Source organism: Lentibacter algarum, assembly GCF_018860975.1.
GTDB classification, from domain to species: domain Bacteria; phylum Pseudomonadota; class Alphaproteobacteria; order Rhodobacterales; family Rhodobacteraceae; genus Lentibacter; species Lentibacter algarum_A.
Window position 1 is genome coordinate 216,264 of the sequence record NZ_JAHKQI010000003.1, and the last position, 16,509, is coordinate 232,772.

At 57.5% G+C, this 16,509-nt stretch carries 19 protein-coding genes; 11 read left to right on the forward strand and 8 right to left on the reverse strand.

What is annotated here, in order from left to right; all coding sequences use genetic code 11:
* Positions 1–131 precede the first annotated feature (131 nt).
* The 7 genes from metG (at position 132) to hpaH (ending at position 6,814) form a co-directional block, all read left to right on the forward strand.
* The gene (metG, locus tag KO498_RS03790; RefSeq protein WP_215958543.1) at positions 132–1,835 is read left to right on the forward strand and encodes a methionine--tRNA ligase; all 1,704 of its coding nucleotides are present in this window, start codon (positions 132–134) and stop codon (positions 1,833–1,835) included.
* A 65-nt stretch (positions 1,836–1,900) separates the two neighbouring features.
* The gene (locus KO498_RS03795) at positions 1,901–2,290 is read left to right on the forward strand and encodes a 5-carboxymethyl-2-hydroxymuconate Delta-isomerase (RefSeq protein WP_215958544.1); all 390 of its coding nucleotides are present in this window, start codon (positions 1,901–1,903) and stop codon (positions 2,288–2,290) included.
* Between the two features lies 1 nt (position 2,291).
* A complete protein-coding gene (gene hpaE, locus KO498_RS03800) occupies positions 2,292–3,803 on the forward strand; it encodes a 5-carboxymethyl-2-hydroxymuconate semialdehyde dehydrogenase (RefSeq protein ID WP_215958545.1) in 1,512 nt (503 codons plus the stop codon).
* 18 nt (positions 3,804–3,821) lie between these two features.
* Positions 3,822–4,802: a 3,4-dihydroxyphenylacetate 2,3-dioxygenase gene (gene hpaD, locus KO498_RS03805; RefSeq protein WP_215958546.1), complete on the forward strand. Its 981-nt coding sequence runs from the start codon at positions 3,822–3,824 to the stop codon at positions 4,800–4,802.
* A 48-nt stretch (positions 4,803–4,850) separates the two neighbouring features.
* A complete protein-coding gene (locus tag KO498_RS03810) occupies positions 4,851–5,165 on the forward strand; it encodes a cupin domain-containing protein (RefSeq protein ID WP_215958547.1) in 315 nt (104 codons plus the stop codon).
* Between the two features lie 3 nt (positions 5,166–5,168).
* On the forward strand, positions 5,169–6,023 hold the full coding sequence (locus tag KO498_RS03815) for a fumarylacetoacetate hydrolase family protein (protein ID WP_215958548.1): 855 nt from the start codon (positions 5,169–5,171) through the stop codon (positions 6,021–6,023).
* Positions 6,020–6,814 carry a 2-oxo-hept-4-ene-1,7-dioate hydratase gene (gene hpaH, locus KO498_RS03820; RefSeq protein ID WP_215958549.1) on the forward strand — a complete coding sequence of 265 codons (795 nt, stop codon included), beginning with the start codon at positions 6,020–6,022 and terminating at the stop codon, positions 6,812–6,814. The genes KO498_RS03815 and hpaH overlap by 4 nt, the downstream gene beginning before the upstream one ends.
* On the opposite strand, the gene KO498_RS03825 is transcribed toward hpaH, so the two are convergent.
* Together KO498_RS03825 and KO498_RS03830 are read right to left on the reverse strand one after the other, a co-directional pair.
* Positions 6,795–7,949 (reverse strand): alpha-D-ribose 1-methylphosphonate 5-triphosphate diphosphatase, encoded by a 1,155-nt coding sequence (locus KO498_RS03825; RefSeq protein ID WP_215958550.1) that lies wholly within the window; start codon positions 7,947–7,949, stop codon positions 6,795–6,797. The two genes, hpaH and KO498_RS03825, sit on opposite strands and share 20 nt — an antisense overlap.
* The gene (locus tag KO498_RS03830) at positions 7,942–8,697 is read right to left on the reverse strand and encodes an esterase/lipase family protein (protein ID WP_252731252.1); all 756 of its coding nucleotides are present in this window, start codon (positions 8,695–8,697) and stop codon (positions 7,942–7,944) included. Before KO498_RS03830 ends, KO498_RS03825 begins: the two co-directional genes overlap by 8 nt.
* A 59-nt stretch (positions 8,698–8,756) precedes the next feature.
* Between KO498_RS03830 and KO498_RS03835 the strand changes: the two genes are divergently transcribed.
* Positions 8,757–9,215 (forward strand): NUDIX domain-containing protein, encoded by a 459-nt coding sequence (locus tag KO498_RS03835; protein ID WP_215958551.1) that lies wholly within the window; start codon positions 8,757–8,759, stop codon positions 9,213–9,215.
* Here the strand turns inward: KO498_RS03835 and KO498_RS03840 are convergent.
* From KO498_RS03840 to KO498_RS03855, 4 genes are all read right to left on the reverse strand, one after another.
* Positions 9,185–10,027, reverse strand: coding sequence for a DMT family transporter (locus tag KO498_RS03840; protein WP_354667615.1), 843 nt, complete (start codon positions 10,025–10,027; stop codon positions 9,185–9,187). The two genes, KO498_RS03835 and KO498_RS03840, sit on opposite strands and share 31 nt — an antisense overlap.
* A 2-nt stretch (positions 10,028–10,029) precedes the next feature.
* Positions 10,030–10,509, reverse strand: a complete 480-nt coding sequence (locus KO498_RS03845; RefSeq protein ID WP_215958552.1) for a GNAT family N-acetyltransferase — start codon at positions 10,507–10,509, stop codon at positions 10,030–10,032.
* A 193-nt stretch (positions 10,510–10,702) separates the two neighbouring features.
* The gene (gene groL / locus KO498_RS03850) at positions 10,703–12,355 is read right to left on the reverse strand and encodes a chaperonin GroEL (RefSeq protein ID WP_215958553.1); all 1,653 of its coding nucleotides are present in this window, start codon (positions 12,353–12,355) and stop codon (positions 10,703–10,705) included.
* A 37-nt stretch (positions 12,356–12,392) separates the two neighbouring features.
* On the reverse strand, positions 12,393–12,680 hold the full coding sequence (locus tag KO498_RS03855) for a co-chaperone GroES (RefSeq protein WP_215958554.1): 288 nt from the start codon (positions 12,678–12,680) through the stop codon (positions 12,393–12,395).
* A 200-nt stretch (positions 12,681–12,880) separates the two neighbouring features.
* Between KO498_RS03855 and KO498_RS03860 the strand changes: the two genes are divergently transcribed.
* The 3 genes from KO498_RS03860 to KO498_RS03870 all read left to right on the forward strand — a co-directional run bounded on the left by KO498_RS03860 (position 12,881) and on the right by KO498_RS03870 (position 15,469).
* Entirely contained in the window at positions 12,881–13,876 is a 996-nt protein-coding gene (locus KO498_RS03860; protein WP_215958555.1) for a TraB/GumN family protein, read from the forward strand.
* A gap of 9 nt (positions 13,877–13,885) precedes the next feature.
* On the forward strand, positions 13,886–14,779 hold the full coding sequence (locus KO498_RS03865; protein ID WP_215958556.1) for an alpha/beta fold hydrolase: 894 nt from the start codon (positions 13,886–13,888) through the stop codon (positions 14,777–14,779).
* A 111-nt stretch (positions 14,780–14,890) separates the two neighbouring features.
* Positions 14,891–15,469: a DUF2585 family protein gene (locus KO498_RS03870; RefSeq protein ID WP_215958557.1), complete on the forward strand. Its 579-nt coding sequence runs from the start codon at positions 14,891–14,893 to the stop codon at positions 15,467–15,469.
* 120 nt (positions 15,470–15,589) lie between these two features.
* Here KO498_RS03870 and KO498_RS03875 read toward each other — a convergent pair whose 3' ends face one another.
* Together KO498_RS03875 and KO498_RS03880 are read right to left on the reverse strand one after the other, a co-directional pair.
* Positions 15,590–15,778, reverse strand: coding sequence for a hypothetical protein (locus KO498_RS03875; RefSeq protein ID WP_215958558.1), 189 nt, complete (start codon positions 15,776–15,778; stop codon positions 15,590–15,592).
* A gap of 64 nt (positions 15,779–15,842) precedes the next feature.
* Complete coding sequence (locus tag KO498_RS03880; RefSeq protein WP_215958559.1) at positions 15,843–16,499, reverse strand: DUF2161 domain-containing phosphodiesterase; 657 nt, start codon at positions 16,497–16,499, stop codon at positions 15,843–15,845.
* Between the last annotated feature and the right edge of the window lie 10 nt (positions 16,500–16,509).

Sequence of the window (16,509 nt, forward strand, 5' to 3'; positions counted from 1 at the left end):
GCCCCCACTTAAACCTGCGTGTGGGGGCTGGCCCCCACATTGGTCGGATTTTGCACAGCAAAATTCGAAACCTGTAGAACCTGCGCGCACGATCCGTTAAGCACAGCCAAACAGCAACGACGGACAGCAGCATGGCACGCCACCTCATCACTTCGGCAATCCCTTACATCAACGGGATTAAGCACCTCGGAAATCTGGTCGGAAGCCAGCTTCCCGCTGATCTTTTCGCCCGCTACCAGCGCGCCCGTGGGAATGAGGTTCTGTTCCTCTGCGCCACAGACGAACACGGCACGCCAGCCGAACTCGCCGCTGCAAAAGCCAACAAACCAGTTGCTGAATACTGCGCCGAGATGCACGAGGTTCAAGCGCGCATCGCCGAGGGCTTCGGCCTCAGCTTTGATCACTTCGGTCGCTCGTCCTCTCCCGAAAATCACGCGCTCACCCAGCACTTCGCAGGGGCGCTCTCCAAGGCCGGCTTGATCGAGGAAGTCGCCGAAACCCAGATTTATTCCAAGACCGATGGCCGCTTCCTGCCGGATCGCTACATTGAAGGTACCTGCCCGAACTGCGGCTTTGAAGACGCCCGCGGCGACCAGTGCGACAACTGCACCAAGCAGCTTGACCCGACTGATTTGATCAACCCGCACTCGACGATTTCCGGCTCAACCGACCTCGAAGAGCGCGCCACAAAACACCTCTACCTCAAGCAAAGCCAGCTCCGCGACACGCTGCAAGACTGGATCAACTCCAAGACTGACTGGCCCGTTCTGACCACATCTATCGCCAACAAATGGCTCAATGACGGCGAAGGGCTGCAAGACCGTGGCATCACCCGTGATCTCAACTGGGGCGTGCCCGTCAAGAACGGAACCGAGCCTTGGCCGGGCATGGAGGGCAAAGTCTTTTACGTCTGGTTTGACGCCCCGATCGAATACATCGCCTGCTCGCAGGAATGGGCGAAAGGCGATGAATGGCAACGCTGGTGGCGCACCGACAAGGGCGCCGATGACGTGACCTACACCCAGTTCATGGGCAAAGATAACGTCCCCTTTCACACGCTCAGTTTCCCCGCGACAATCCTCGGCTCGCAAGAGCCTTGGAAGCTGGTCGACTACATCAAGTCCTTCAACTACCTAAACTATGAAGGTGGCCAGTTCTCAACTTCGCGTGGACGCGGCGTCTTCATGGATCAAGCGCTCGAGATCCTCCCCGCGGACGTGTGGCGTTGGTGGCTCCTGAGCAACTGCCCGGAAACATCAGACGCCGAGTTCACATGGGAAGGCTTCCAGAGTGGCGTCAACAAAGACCTGTCTGATGTGCTCGGCAACTTCGTGTCGCGGGTCACTAAGTTCTGCCGCTCGAAGTTCGGCGAAACCGTCCCTGAAGCCGGCGCATTCGGCCCCGCCGAGGCCGCGCTGATCGAGACACTCACCACACGCACCCGCGCCTATGAAACCCACATGCAAGCCATGGATGTGCGCAAATCAGCACAAGAGCTGCGCGCGATCTGGGCCGCAGGCAACGAGTATTTGCAGGAAGCCGCCCCGTGGACGTTGTTCAAAACAGACCCCGATCAAGCCGCCGCGCAAATCCGCCTCGCTTTGAACCTGATCCGCTTTTACGCGGTGCTGTCGGCGCCCTTCATGCCCACGACTTCAGCCAAACTGTTCGTGGCCATGAACACGCTCGACACCAGCTGGCCCGATGACGTTGAAGCCGCCCTCACAGCGCTCCCCGCAGGCCATGAGTTCACCGTGCCCGACAACCTCTTCGCCAAGATCACCGACGATGAGCGTGAAGGCTGGGCCACGCGGTTTTCTGGCAAACGCGACTAAGCTGGCTTGACTCGCCCCTCCCATTATCATTAACATGTTAATGACTAAGGGAGTGAGAATCGCGCATGCCGCATTTCAGCATCGAGTATTCAGCCAATCTTGAGGCGCGTGTCGATATGGCAGCGCTTTGCGACCACTTACGCCTCGCGGCGATAGAAACCGGCCTGTTCCCGATGGCTGGCATCCGTGTTCGCGCCTTCAAAGCCGAACATGTCAGCATCGCTGATGGCAACCCCGAGCACGCCTTTCTCGACCTCTCCATTCGCCTGCGCGAAGGCCGTGAACAGCAAGCTAAAGAAGCCGCAACACAGCACATCTTCGAGGCGCTCAAGGCCCTCCTGGCTCCGGCAATGGCCAAGCATTCCATCGCGCTCTCTATCGAAATGCGCGACATCGACGCCTCCTTAAGCCCCAAAACGGGCAGTATCCGTGACCATTTGAAGAAAGACGCCTGACATGAGTGACCTCACTGCAAATATTGAAAAAGCCACCGCCTATCTCGCGCGGTTTGCCGACAACGGCGTGATGAACATCATCGACGGCAAGACTGTTCCCGCCCTCACGGGCCAGACATTTGACAACGCCTCACCGGTAGATGAAGCCTTCCTCTGTAAAGTGGCCAAATCCGGCGCAGCCGACATTGATGCCGCCGCGAAAGCCGCCCACGCAGCCTTCCCCGCTTGGCGTGACATGCCACTGGTCGAGCGCAAGAAGATCCTCCACAAAATCGCCGACGGCATTGTGGCCCGCGCTGAAGAGATCGCCTTTGCCGAGTGTCTCGACACCGGTCAAGCCATCCGCTTCATGTCAAAAGCCGCTCTGCGCGGCGCTGAGAACTTTCGCTTCTTCGCAGACAAGGCCCCTGCCGCCCGCGACGGCCAAGCACTGCCCTCACCCACGTTGATGAACGTCACAACCCGCACACCGATCGGCCCTGTAGGCGTCATCACGCCCTGGAACACGCCTTTCATGCTCTCGACATGGAAGATCGCGCCAGCCTTGGCCGCGGGTTGCACCGTGGTGCATAAGCCAGCCGAGTTCAGCCCGATCACAGCGCATATCCTCGCCGAGATCGCCCATGAGGCGGGCCTACCGGCAGGCGTCTGGAACCTCGTCAACGGCTTTGGAGAAGATGCCGGAAAGGCGCTCACAGAGCACAAACTGATCAAAGCTATCGCCTTTGTCGGCGAAAGCAGCACCGGCAGCATGATCATGCGCCAAGGCTCGGAAACGCTCAAGCGTGTGCACTTTGAGCTTGGCGGCAAGAACCCCGTCATCGTGTTTGACGACGCCGATCAGGAGCGCGCGCTCGATGCCGCGATCTTCATGATCTACTCATTGAACGGCGAGCGCTGCACATCGTCGTCGCGCTTGCTCGTGCAAAAAAGCATCGCAGGGCAGTTCACTGACAAGCTTGTCAAACGTGTCGAGAACATCAAAGTCGGACACCCGCTTGACCCGGAAACAGAAGTCGGCCCGCTCATTCATAAAGTGCACTACGACAAAGTCTGTTCCTACTTTGACATCGCCAAGCAAGACGGCGCCACGATCGCAGCTGGCGGCAAGGCACCGCAAGGCAAAGGCCACTACGTGCGCCCGACACTGTTTACCGAGGCCACGCCTGACATGCGCATCGCTCAAGAGGAGATCTTCGGCCCCGTGCTGACCACGCTCACGTTTGAAACTGAGGAAGAAGCCCTCGAGATCGCCAATGGCACCGACTACGGCCTCACTGGCTATGTCTGGACGCAAGACATCACCCGAGCCATGCGCTTCACCGACAAGCTCGAAGCGGGGATGATCTGGGTTAACTCCGAGAACGTGCGCCACCTGCCTACGCCCTTCGGCGGCGTCAAAGCCTCAGGCATCGGACGCGACGGCGGCGAGTGGAGCTTTGACTTCTATATGGAGCAAAAACATATCGGCTTCGCCATTGGCGAGCACAAAATCCCGCGTCTCGGCGCTTGAAACAGATCGGAGAAAACAATGCCAGTCCCATCCCCAGTCCTCTATCCTCCGTTCAACATCGTGCGGCTTTCTCATGTTGAATACCGCGTCAAAGACCTTGCCAAAAGCCGCGCCTTTTACGTCGACACGCTTGGCCTGCAAGTCTCGTTTGAAGACGGCGAGCGCATCTACCTCCGTGCCTTGGAAGAACGCGGCCACCACTGCATTGTGCTGGTTAAAGCCGATACTGCCGACGTCGGCGTGCTGGGCTTCAAGCTCTATGACGAACCAGACCTGGAAAAAGCCGAAAAGTGGTTTTCGGACAAAGGCTTGCCAACTGAATGGGTTACCCGCCCGCACATGGGAAAGACCCTACGCACGCGCGACCCTTGGGGCATCCCGCTTGAGTTTTATGTCAAAATGGACCGCCTCGCGCCAATCCATCAGGAATACAAACGCTATATGGGCGTGAGGCCCCTGCGGATTGATCATTTCAACATGTTTTCAAGCGATGTTGACGCGAGCGTGGCGTTTTACAACGAGATCGGATTTCGCACGACAGAATACACCGAAGACGCCGAGAGCGGCAAAGTCTGGGCGGCTTGGATGCACCGCAAAGGCGGCGTGCATGACGTGGCCTTTACCAACGGCACCGGCCCTCGCCTGCACCATTCGGCCTTCTGGGTTCCCACACCGCTGGCGATCATTGACCTGCTTGATCTGATGAGCACGACAGGCTGGGTCGAAAACATTGAGCGCGGCCCCGGGCGGCACGGCATTTCCAATGCATTCTTCCTCTATGTGCTTGACCCTGACGGCCATAGAATTGAGATCTATTGCTCGGACTATCAGACAGTTGACCCTGACCTGGAAGCCATCAAATGGGATCTGACCGACCCGCAACGCCAAACGCTTTGGGGCGCCGCCGCCCCGCGCTCTTGGTTTGAACACGGCAGCGTCTTTGATGGAGCCGAAACACGCGAAAGCGCGCTCAAGGCGCAACCGATCATTGCGCCGTGAGGGCGGTTTTTGAGTATTTTTGCAAAAGGAAAAGCCGGAGGGACTTAGATGTGTAACACAGCTTCCGAAGGCACAGCCAAAGGCGAAGTGCTGATCGACAACGGGCGGGTGCGGGTGACGCGCTGGTCGTTTGCTGCGCGCGGTGACAACACCGGCTGGCACCGCCACGAGTATGACTACGTGGTCGTGCCACTGTTTGACGGAGTGCTGGAAATTGACTTGCCGGATGGTGAAAAAATGACAGCCGAGTTGCAAAACGGCGTGCCATATTATCGCGAGATCGGCACCGAGCATGACGTGATCAACGGCAATGATTTTGCCTGTGCATTTATAGAAGTCGAGTTGCTCGACAAGAAGGGATAAGCCATGCGATTTGCGACTGTAAATACCAACGAAGGCCAACTTTTTGGCGCGGTTGTTGAGGGCGGCTTCTTGGCGCTTTCTGATGAGTTTCCGCAGTGGACAACGATGCGTGATGTGATCGCGGCTGGTGGCTTGCCCGAGCTTGAAGCTGCGGCGCAAGGCCGTGCAGTGACACATCAAGATGGCAGCTTTCAATACGCCATTCCGGTGCCAAACCCCGAGAAGATCATCTGTGTTGGTGTGAACTTCCCCGACCGCAACGCCGAGTATAAAGACGGGCAAGACGCCCCGCCAAATATGTCGCTGTTTCCGCGATTTGCCCGCAGCTTTACCGGCCACGGCGAGGCGCTTGTAAGGCCGCCGGAGACACCGCAGCTCGACTATGAAGGCGAGATCGCAGTTGTCATAGGCAAAGGCGGCCGTCGCATTTCACAAGCGAATGCCTTTGATCACATCGCCGCCCTAAGTCTCTGTAATGAAGGTACTTTACGCGACTGGGTGCGCCACGCCAAGTTCAACGTCACTCAAGGAAAAAACTGGGACAGCTCTGGCGCTATCGGCCCTTGGCTTGTGCCGTTTAAAGACGCCAAGCAGCTTGACGACATCCGCCTGACGACACATGTGAACGGTGAGTTGCGTCAGGACGATCGCACCTCGCGGATGCTCTTCCCGATCCGGCGGCAGATCGAATATATCTCGACATTCACCACGCTTGTTGCTGGCGATATCATCATCACCGGCACGCCCACGGGCGCAGGCGCACGCTTTGATCCGCCGCGCTATCTGGTGCCCGGTGACGAGATCATTGTCGCCGCTGAAGGCATCGGTGAGCTCCGAAATACGGTGCGTGACGAATGACACCAGCGCAGATCAAAGCCGCCGCGCAAGCCCTATATGAGGCTGAGCAAACAAGCGAGCAAATCGGCGTATTGTCACAGCAGTACCCCGGCATCACAATGGACGACGCATATGCCATTCAGGCAGGCTTGGTCGCCCTGAAACAGGCCAAGGGTGACGAGGTGATAGGCTGGAAGATCGGCCTCACCAGCCGCGCGATGCAGATGGCGCTTAACATCGACATCCCTGACAGTGGCGTGTTGCTGGAAAGCATGCGCTTTGAAAGTGGAGCGAGCATTCCACAGGGTCGATTTATCCAGCCGCGCGTCGAGGCTGAAATCGCTTTCGTGATGAAAGCCCCCCTCAAAGGCCGCGTCACACGTGAGCAAGTGATCGCCGCGACTGACTATGTCGCGCCCAGCCTTGAGATCCTTGATACCCGAGTGCAGCGGGTTGATCCTTCTAGCGGACAGACGCGCAAAATTTTTGACACCATCGCCGATAACGCCGCCAATGCTGGCATCGTGCTTGGCGAAGCGCGTTTTGATCCGGCCTCAGACTTACGTTGGATCGGCGCAATCGTCTCGGCCAACGGACAAGTCGAAGAAACCGGCCTTGGCGCAGGCGTGCTCAATGATCCGGTAGAAGGCATCGTTTGGCTCGCTGCTCGCATGGAGCTTTACGGGCAAAGCATCAAAGCCGGGCAAGTCATCTTGTCAGGGTCGTTCATCCGCCCGCTTGAGTGCCCAGCCGATACGCACATCGTGGCCGACTTTGGCGCATGGGGCACCGTCAGTTGCCGCTTTGAATAAACCGCGCGGCGATGTCACCTGACATGTGGCTAATGCGCCCGCCAGCGATGGTCGCTGCGAGGCGCTTGGTTCCAGCATCAACGATCATCATATCGGCGCGCTTGCCCGTCTCTAGGGTGCCCCTGTCAGTCAGCCCCAAAAGCCGCGCAGGCCCGCTTGAGACCAGCGCCCAAGCGCCCGCCAAATCGAGCAAACCGGCGGCTTCAACAAAGAAAGCCGCCCGGCGCATCGAAGGGTAGTGATAGTCGGATGCAAGCGCGTGGCAATGACCCATGGCGATCAGATCAACCGCACTGACGTTGCCATTATGAGAGCCGCCACGCACGACGTTCGGCGCGCCCAAAATCACACCTGCGCCACTCTCGCCAGCCGCTTCACCGGCTTCCATCGTTTCGGGAAATTCGGCCAGCGCAACGCCCGCATTTGCCCAAAAAACGCGGTCTTCACGAGTGCGGTCATCGTGGCTCCCAAGGCGCACATTTTTGGCCGCCAGACGCTCTGCAAGTGCGGTCACCGCCGCCGGAACTTTAGCGCGGTCATCATGCATCTTTTGCAACTGCTTGTGCAGCGTTTCGGGGCTGCGCCGGCTCTTCAGGGCCATGCCGTTCAAGCGCCGGGGCACAAGCCCCTTTTCGAGCCGCTCATGCTGGATGTGATCATTGAAGACAACATATTTAACAGCATGTTTTTCAACAAGCTTTTCAAACTCATCGTAGTCATCCAGCATATGTGTTTCAAAACGTAATTGCGCCTGAAGATCAGTGATCACTTGCTCCTGAACCAGCCGCAAAGTGCCAAGGAACTTGTCGGCAAACTCGGCCCCGCGCAACCCGCCTTCCCAGCTGAAAAACTGCGCCATCGTCGCCGTGGTGATGCCATTGGCCGCGAGCTCGGCTTCCGCCGCGCGCAGCCCATCGCTCATGTCCTTCATCGCCCCCCGTCGCACCGCAACATGGCGTTCAAAACCGTCACCGTGAATGTCTACAAGCCCCGGCAAAACGAGGTAGCCCTCAAGGTTTACGTCGCGCTCGGCACGCTCGCAAATCACCCCGTCAGAAAAGGCCAGCGGCTCTTGGTTAACACCGTCAGCCCGCAGCACATCTGCGCCCGTCAAGCGCAACGCCAGTTCAGTCATCAATGCGGTTCCAGCGCCAGTCCCAGATCAAATCCTGTAGAGTCAGCTCATGGTCAAAAGCCCCGTTTTCAAGAAACTCGACAACCTCTCCAACGACCAGCGGGTTGTTCATCAAAAACGTATGTGTCACCGGCAAGACAATGTGGTCCTTCATCCCGTTCACGCGCGTTTCAGCAACAGCTACTTTGCCGTCGTCCGGCCCTTCAACAAGGCTTGAAAGCGCAGGATTAATCGAGCGATCGCCTGCAATCACGCCAAGATCAAAGTCAACATCAGGCAGATGCGCCGCGATCGAGTCAGGCCCGGTGCCAAGCTGCAATCCCGCTGGCCCGTGGATCCAGCCAAAGGCTTCGTAACCGCCCAGCTCGTCAACAATTTGCGCCCCCTGATTGGGCGGTGCAAGCATTACAACGCGGCCTAGATTTTCCGGTTTCTGGCCTGCAAACCAATACCGCAGCACAATTCCACCCATCGAATGAGTGACAAAATGCACGGTCTCATCCTGTGCCGCACCATCTTCGCTGCAAGCCTTGATCGCAGCAGGCATAACTTCAGTTGCCAAGGCTCCGACGGTTTCACTCGTGGAAGGATACCCGGGCCGCACGACTGTATAGCCGCGCAATTCAAGCACCTCCTCAAGCAAAAACAACGACCCTTCAGTGCGTGCAAGCCCGTGCAAGAGAACAACACAATCAGCCCGCACAACGGCAGGTGTCATGGCAATCAAAAAAGCAAATACAAATTTCATGGGCTTGAGATAAGCGTAAAGCCTGCCTTATTAAAGAGGGAAATAGGAGGAATGCTACGTTGCCTAGACGCCCGATCCGCCTCGCAACCCGCGCCATAATCTTGGTTAACGACGAGTTGCTCATGGTAAATGCATGGCCTCAAAACCGGACTGAAAGCGAAAACGACCTCTGGTGTGCGCCCGGCGGCGGGGCCGATCCGCACCACAGCTTGCCCGAAAACCTTGCCCGTGAGGTGCATGAGGAAACAGGGTTAACTGTCACCGTCGGCGCGCCCTGTATGGTGAACGAGTTTCACGCGCCCGAGCGCTCATTCCATCAGGTTGATATCTACTTTCGCTGCACAGTTATCTCCGGCCAACTTTCCGAAGACTGGCAAGATCCGGAGCATATCGTCACCAGGCGCAAGTTTTTCAGCCGTGACGCGCTCAAGCAAATCCGCTTCAAGCCCGACAGCCTGCCCGATGTCGCTTGGGGCGATGGGTTCGCCTATGATCCCCTCGAACCTTTGGTTCGATAAAGCGACAGCGCCACGCCGCCAAGCACCATCGCGGCAGAGACCAGCAGCTTCACGCTCAGCATTTCGTCCAGCAAAAGCGCCCCGCCGAGCACGGCCATAACCGGCACCGTCAGCTGTGCAACTGCGGCTGTGCTCACGCTCAACTGCGGCAAAACCCGATACCAAAGCGCGTAGCCCAGCCCGGAGGTGACAGCGCCTGACAGGCAAGCCAGCGCAACGCCCTCAGACGTGGGCCAACTTGGCACCAGAGCCCAAAGCAGCAAGGCAAAAGGCGCCGCCAGCACGAAGTTTCCGGCTGTGGCGCTCATGGCGTCTTGCGCACCCCGCCCGACCAAAGAGTAAACGCCCCAGCCAACCGCTGCGAGCAGCATCATCGCCACACTCAGCCCCGTCACGGCTCCCTCGCCACTCGGCCACATCAGCAAGCACAATCCGGCAAAGGCCAGCACCGTTCCGGCCCATTTTGCGGCCGATATGCGCTCCCGACCGGCCAGCGCGGCGGCAAACATTGTCACTTGCACGCCGCCAAACAGCAAGAGCGCTCCGGCTCCTGCATCCAAGCTGACGTAAGCAAAGGAAAAGCCCAGCACATAGGCCAACAACGATGCAACACCAACGGTCGAGCCGCCCTTCCAAGGCACCTGCCCGCTGCGAACCGATGCCAGCCCCCCCAGCACCAATGCGCCGGAAAACAACCGGATCGCCGCAAATGCCGCTGGCTCCGTAGCACCCGTGGCAAGGGCCAGACGGGTGATCACCGAGTTTGCTGCAAATGCCGCCATCGTCAAAGTGACTAGCCAGAACAACCGCACTCTCAAACCCCCTCAAAGGCTTTGTGATAGCCCAGTTTTAGCGCCTTCGCTTCTGACTTCGGGCCATAATACATCGTATGCTCAACGGGATAGGGTGTCTCAAAAAGCTCTGCTTTGGCGCGTGAAAACCCGACACCCTCATACAGATCGGAGCGTCCGAGCACCACGATCTCGGCACGCGTCGCCTCGGCCCAAGCCACAAGCTGGCCCATCATGCGGCGGCCAAGCCCCTTGCCTTGCCAGTCTGGTGCGACAGCCACAGGCGCGAGGCAAAGCCAGCCCTTAGGTGCAACCATGTAGGACAGCGCGTAATAACCAGCCAAAACGCCGCCCGCGGGCAAAACCATCTCGCCCGCAATCGCACCCGCCTTGCGCAGCCGTTCAACAAGCCGCACTTCATCGGTGCCGCCAAAAGCCACCTCAAGCAAGGCACTCACCTCGGCCTCTTCCCCGGCCTTCATCGGCCTCACAAAGTCCAACATCCCGCGCCCTTTCGGCTTTTCCTTTGCAAAATACTCCCTGCGGAGCTTCCGAGCTCACCATAAGGAGCCGCGGCCAAATGAAAAGGGGCCGCCTTGCAGCAGCCCCTTTCTTTACTTTTGAGCGTTCCCTCTCGGCATCTTCACGAAGGGTGAAGAGCCTGTCGGGCTGCTGACATTCCTAAAGGAATGCAGCTTACATCATGCCGCCCATGCCGCCCATGCCGCCCATGTCAGGCATGCCGCCGCCGGCTGCGCCGCCGTCTTTTGACGGTAGATCAGCAACCATAGCTTCTGTTGTGATCAACAGGCCAGCGATTGAAGCCGCATCTTGCAGCGCTGTGCGCGCAACTTTTGCAGGGTCGATAACACCGTAAGAGAACATGTCGCCATACTCTTCTGTCTGAGCGTTAAAGCCAAATGACGTGTCTGAAGACTCGCGCACTTTGCCCGCAACAACCGCACCGTCAACACCAGCGTTCTCAGCGATCTGACGCAGGGGCGCTTCAAGTGCCTTGCGAACGATGTTGATGCCAACGCTCTGGTCGTTGTTCTCGCCTTCAAGCCCGTCAAGAGCCTTAGCAGCTTGAACGAGAGCAACACCGCCGCCTACGATCACGCCTTCTTGCACGGCTGCGCGTGTGGCGTTCAGAGCATCGTCAACGCGGTCTTTGCGCTCTTTGACTTCAACTTCTGTCATGCCGCCAACGCGGATCACAGCCACACCGCCTGCGAGTTTCGCAACACGCTCCTGAAGCTTTTCACGGTCGTAATCAGACGTGGTTTCTTCAATCTGCGCGCGGATCTGTGTAACCCGTGCTTCGATCTCGGCTTTTGAACCAGCGCCGTCGATGATGGTTGTCTCATCTTTGGTGATGGTGATCTTCTTGGCCGTGCCAAGCATGTCCATTGTGACTGACTCAAGCTTCATACCAAGCTCTTCGCTGATCACTTGGCCGCCTGTCAGGATAGCGATATCCTGCAGCATCGCCTTACGACGATCGCCAAAGCCAGGGGCTTTAACAGCTGCGATTTTCAGACCGCCGCGCAGTTTGTTAACCACGAGTGTCGCCAAAGCTTCGCCTTCAACATCTTCTGCGATGATCAGGAGTGGCTTTTGTGACTGGATCACTTGCTCAAGCAGCGGAACCATAGCTTGCAGTGAAGAAAGCTTCTTCTCGTGCAACAGAACCATGCAGTCTTCGAGATCTGCGATCATTTTGTCAGGGTTTGTCACGAAGTAAGGTGACAGGTAGCCGCGGTCAAACTGCATGCCTTCAACAACGGTTGTCTCTGTTTCGAGGCCTTTGTTTTCCTCAACAGTGATCACGCCTTCGTTGCCGACTTTTTGCATCGCATCCGCGATCTGACGGCCGATCTCGGCTTCGCCGTTGGCTGAAATGGTGCCAACCTGCGCAACTTCGTCGCTGTCTTTAACTTCACGTGCCATGGCTTTGATGGCTTCGACAACTTTCGCTGTCGCCATGTCCACACCGCGCTTGAGGTCCATCGGGTTCATGCCCGCTGCAACCGACTTCATGCCTTCTTTCACAATCGCTTGTGCCAGAACTGTTGCTGTTGTCGTGCCGTCGCCGGCTTCGTCGTTGGTGCGTGAGGCCACTTCTTTAACCATCTGCGCGCCCATGTTTTCGAACTTGTCTTCAAGCTCGATCTCTTTGGCAACAGACACACCGTCTTTTGTGATACGTGGCGCGCCGAACGACTTGTCCAGCACAACATTGCGGCCTTTCGGGCCGAGTGTAACTTTAACCGCGTCGGCAAGGATGTTCACACCTTTGAGCATCCGGTTGCGGGCGTCGGTTCCAAACTTTACGTCTTTAGCTGACATAGTTTGCTCCTAAATTCTAAATTTCGGGGAAGGACGATTAGGCGATAAGGCCCATGATGTCGGATTCTTTCATGATCAGCAGCTCTTCGCCGTCGATCGTGACTTCGGTGCCTGACCATTTGCCGAACAAAACGCGGTCGCCCGCTTTTACGTCCATGTCAATGCGCTTGCCGTCTTCGTCACGTGCGCCGGCACCAACAGAGATAACTTCGCCTTCAGCAGGCTTTTCTTTGGCGCTTTCAGGGATGATAAGTCCGCCAGCAGTTTTTTCGTCGCCTTCTACGCGGCGAACGACTACGCGGTCGTGAAGCGGTGTAAATGCCATCAGATGAGGCTCCTTACGCTTGAGTTTCAATTGTTACCCGCTGCTTGAGCAGGTTTAGCACTCACCACATGCGAGTGCTAACGACGCATAGTTAGGTTCGGTTTTGAAGCGAGTCAAGGAAGCTCGTAAGAAAGCTTGCACAAAACTTGAGCTCACCGTTCATAGCGCCTAACTTGGCGGGGCAATGCTTTGAGGTTCTCATGTTTCGTCACCTGCTTTTTGCCACGCTTGTGGCCCTCCCCTTCACCGCCCAAGCCGACGAATGCGCAGGCAGCAACCTGTTTGACAGTATGCCCGCCGCCGAGCTTTCCAAGCTCGAATCCGACGCAGCCAAGCTCCCTTACGGGCAAGGCCTTCTCTGGCAGGCTCAAAAGGGTGCGCAAACCTTCACAGTGTTCGGCACCTATCACCTCCCGCATGCGCAAACCGAGGCCCATGTGACAGCCCTTTGGCCAACCGCCCTGTCCGCCGATGTCAGCTACTTCGAGATGACCGCCGCTGACAGCGAACTTGCCCAAACAGAAATGCTCTCAAACTCCGACCTGATGTTTTACAACACCGGCCCAACGCTGCCCGAGCTCCTCTCGGACGGCGACTGGAAGCATGTCGCAAGTGAAATGGGCAAGCGCAACTTCCCCTCTTTTATGGCCGCCAAGATGAAACCGATCTTTGTGATGTCGATGATGGGCATGACGCCTTGCACGCTTGAGCTCATGCAGTCCGGAGGCGATGGCAGCAAAGGCATTGATACGCTCCTAGCCAGCGCCCTGAGCGCCGCCAACCGCGAGACGCAGTCCATCGAGCATTACACCGCCGCACTTGAAGCACTTGATACCTTCACGCGCGATGAACAAGTCGCAATGCTCAAGCTGTCCCTGTTGTCGGAAATTGCGCCGCAAGACATGATCCAAACCCTGCTGGAGACATATCTGGAGGGTGAAATCGCTCAGTTCTGGCAGTTTACGAAACAGATGTCGCTAGACGAAGGCGGGCCTACTGCCGAGGCTGATTTTGCCCGCTTTGAAGATGCGCTGCTCAATCGCCGCAATCACGCATGGATTGACCGGCTTTCTAGCGAAAAGCACGACACCGTGTTCATTGCGGTTGGCGCTGCGCATCTCATTGGCGAGCAAGGCTTGCTCAACCTTCTGGCCGAGCGCGGCTACACCGTCACCCCCCTGCCGTTCAACCCTTAGGAGCCACCCATGCAACTCAAAGCCAACGGAATCACCCTCGAAGTTGAAGACCACGGCGACAAAGCCAACCCCGCGCTCGTGCTTATCCGCGGGCTTGGCACGCAGCTTGTCCACTGGCCTGACAACCTGATCAGCGGCTTCGTTGCGGCGGGGTTTCGCACCGTGGTGTTTGACAACCGCGATGTCGGCCTCTCCCAGCGCTTTGACGACAGCGGCGTGCTCTCAGACGCCGACGAGATCACCGCAGCAGCGGCTGCCGGTGAAGATATCAGCCCCGCCTATGCGCTCGCGGATATGGCACAAGACGTTGTTGGCATCCTCGATGCACTTAACATCGACAAGGCCCATATTTTCGGCATCTCGATGGGCGGGGTCATCGCGCAGCTTTTGGCGCTCAATCACCCTGAACGCTTGCTCACCGACACCATCGTCATGACGGCGTGCCGCCCTCTTGTCGAACGCGGCGCAGTGGCTGGCTTGTTGCCACAACTTCTGGCACGTGAAGATGCCTCCGAGGCCGCTAGCGCAGACGCTCTCATTGCTGAATACGGCATCTGGGGCAGCCCGGGCTACGCCGCCGATGAAACCTTCATCCGAGCCCAGGCCAAAGCCGCCTACCTGCGCGGCGGGCCAAAGGCCGCAGGCATCAACCGCCAGCTTCTGGCGACAATGAACGCCCCCGACAGACGCCCCGCCCTCAAAGAGCTTGATCTGCCCTGTTGCGTCATCCACGGGCTTGATGACGCTCTCATCCCGCATGAGCTAGGTGCCGAAATTGCGGCGCACATCAAAGACAGCGAGTATCACCCCATCAAAGGCATGGGCCATATCATCACACCACTTCTGTCGCCCGAAATCGTGCGTATCGTGTCGGCCTTTGTGCGCAAACATACCGAAGGCTAACAAAGGCGCTGTTGCACTTTTACCGAATGCGAGCCCCAAGACCCGTGGCAGCCAAAGTTCTGACACTTTGAACCTATTGAATCTTCAAAAGATTTATCTGGAGTTCACATTTTGGCACGTAACTTTGTTAACCTTACAGCCGTCGCGGGCGCTTTTCTCGTCGCTGGCGTCTTGTCGCTCTGGGGCCAACCCCCGATCTGCACATGCGGCGAGATCAAGCTCTGGGTCGGTTCCGTTTTCGACTCAGGAAACTCACAGCATATCGCTGATTGGTATACCCTAGGTCACATCCTGCACGGTGTTCTCATCGCCTTTCTTGGCCGCCTGCTTTTTCCAAGGCTCAGCTACGAAACGCTCCTCGGAGTGGCGATCGTCACAGGTGTCGGCTGGGAAATCATCGAACACACCAATTGGGTTCTAGGCAAATTTCGGGCCACCACAATCAACGCCGGCTACCACGGCGACAGCGTGTTGAACGCCGTCAGCGACTATATCTGGATGCTCATGGGCTTTTTCACCGCATACCACCTGCGCAAAACACTGGTCGTCGGTATGATCGCCGCGTTGGAATTGTCGGCAGCCTTTATCGCGCGCGACAGCTTGGCTTTGAGCACGCTTATGCTGGTCTATCCGCTTGAAAGCGTTGAAAACTGGCAGCAAGAACTAAACCCCGCTCGCGAGCAGCTCTAACCAGCCAGAATCACAAAAGCCTCCGAAAGGAGGCTCCTGTCCACACAGATGTGGTTGTTCTGGTCAGCTAGGCCGTGACGGCCATAGCCGCACACAAGACTGAATGATCAGAACCTGATGTTAGTTTGACGCTGCGCAGGCGTCGCCAGCAACATCGTCACAGGTGTCAGCATATGCGCCGTAAAGGTTCTGGTATGAGGCTTCGCTCATCTGAACCTGAACACTTGTGTCAGCTTTGCGTGCGCCACAAGCCGATAGGCTGGCAACAAGGGCAATCGCGGCAGTGAGGCAAAGAGTTTTACGTGTCATTGGGGCAGCTCCAAATATTGATTTTCAATAGATTGTCCGAGATTGCGGCGATTCACAAGCATGTTCATGCTTTCAAAGCTTCTTTCCCTGCATTTGTAAGGCCATAGACGCCCTTTTCGTGGCTTTCAAACCAGCCATAGTGGTTGTCACGCATCATTGTTGTCGCTTTGATCACCCCTGTCGCATCCTTCACGTCCCGCCCGCGGCTCGGGCCATTGGCTTGCAAATACTCCGCACAGCGCACCACGCCCTGCCTGTAGGCCGTTACAATTGTCTCGCGTGTCATGCCGCCTTTGTTGGGGTCACCCTCCCGCGCATCAAACTCCCGCAGCAACACACCGCGCTTAACTTTCGAGCGCCGCGGCTGATACTCTACAGGGTCTGCATGGGCCTGCACCACACCGTCACTAAGCCGCACACTCAGCACGCCAACACCTAGCCGCTTGCACAGGCCAACATTGCCCTTAAAGCTGCGCCAGCCCGCCTTGCCCTTCCAACGCGGCACTGCGACATAAACATGCTCGCTCATGCGCTGCCGCGCCACAGCCTGCTGCAACAATTGCAACGAAAACCCGAGCTTGAGCTCAACAATCAGCAGCTCGTCAACACCGCGCCGCGCCACGACATCAGCCGCACCAACTTCGCCCTTCACGTCATAACCCTGCCCCTCCAGATAGGCTTTGACGGGGGCATATAGCTCTGTTTCTTTCACTTGCGCCATGCGCGACAAC

Excerpts from the sequence above, each read along its gene's own strand:
- metG (WP_215958543.1), top strand. The coding sequence starts at position 132 with ATGGCACGCCACCTCATCACTTCGGCAATCCCTTACATCAACGGGATT.
- KO498_RS03795 (WP_215958544.1), top strand. The coding sequence starts at position 1,901 with ATGCCGCATTTCAGCATCGAGTATTCAGCCAATCTTGAGGCGCGTGTC.
- hpaE (WP_215958545.1), top strand. The coding sequence starts at position 2,292 with ATGAGTGACCTCACTGCAAATATTGAAAAAGCCACCGCCTATCTCGCG.
- hpaD (WP_215958546.1), top strand. The coding sequence starts at position 3,822 with ATGCCAGTCCCATCCCCAGTCCTCTATCCTCCGTTCAACATCGTGCGG.
- KO498_RS03810 (WP_215958547.1), top strand. The coding sequence starts at position 4,851 with ATGTGTAACACAGCTTCCGAAGGCACAGCCAAAGGCGAAGTGCTGATC.
- KO498_RS03815 (WP_215958548.1), top strand. The coding sequence starts at position 5,169 with ATGCGATTTGCGACTGTAAATACCAACGAAGGCCAACTTTTTGGCGCG.
- hpaH (WP_215958549.1), top strand. The coding sequence starts at position 6,020 with ATGACACCAGCGCAGATCAAAGCCGCCGCGCAAGCCCTATATGAGGCT.
- KO498_RS03825 (WP_215958550.1), bottom strand. The coding sequence starts at position 7,949 with ATGACTGAACTGGCGTTGCGCTTGACGGGCGCAGATGTGCTGCGGGCT.
- KO498_RS03830 (WP_252731252.1), bottom strand. The coding sequence starts at position 8,697 with ATGAAATTTGTATTTGCTTTTTTGATTGCCATGACACCTGCCGTTGTG.
- KO498_RS03845 (WP_215958552.1), bottom strand. The coding sequence starts at position 10,509 with ATGTTGGACTTTGTGAGGCCGATGAAGGCCGGGGAAGAGGCCGAGGTG.
- groL (WP_215958553.1), bottom strand. The coding sequence starts at position 12,355 with ATGTCAGCTAAAGACGTAAAGTTTGGAACCGACGCCCGCAACCGGATG.
- KO498_RS03855 (WP_215958554.1), bottom strand. The coding sequence starts at position 12,680 with ATGGCATTTACACCGCTTCACGACCGCGTAGTCGTTCGCCGCGTAGAA.
- KO498_RS03860 (WP_215958555.1), top strand. The coding sequence starts at position 12,881 with ATGTTTCGTCACCTGCTTTTTGCCACGCTTGTGGCCCTCCCCTTCACC.
- KO498_RS03865 (WP_215958556.1), top strand. The coding sequence starts at position 13,886 with ATGCAACTCAAAGCCAACGGAATCACCCTCGAAGTTGAAGACCACGGC.
- KO498_RS03875 (WP_215958558.1), bottom strand. The coding sequence starts at position 15,778 with ATGACACGTAAAACTCTTTGCCTCACTGCCGCGATTGCCCTTGTTGCC.
- KO498_RS03880 (WP_215958559.1), bottom strand. The coding sequence starts at position 16,499 with ATGGCGCAAGTGAAAGAAACAGAGCTATATGCCCCCGTCAAAGCCTAT.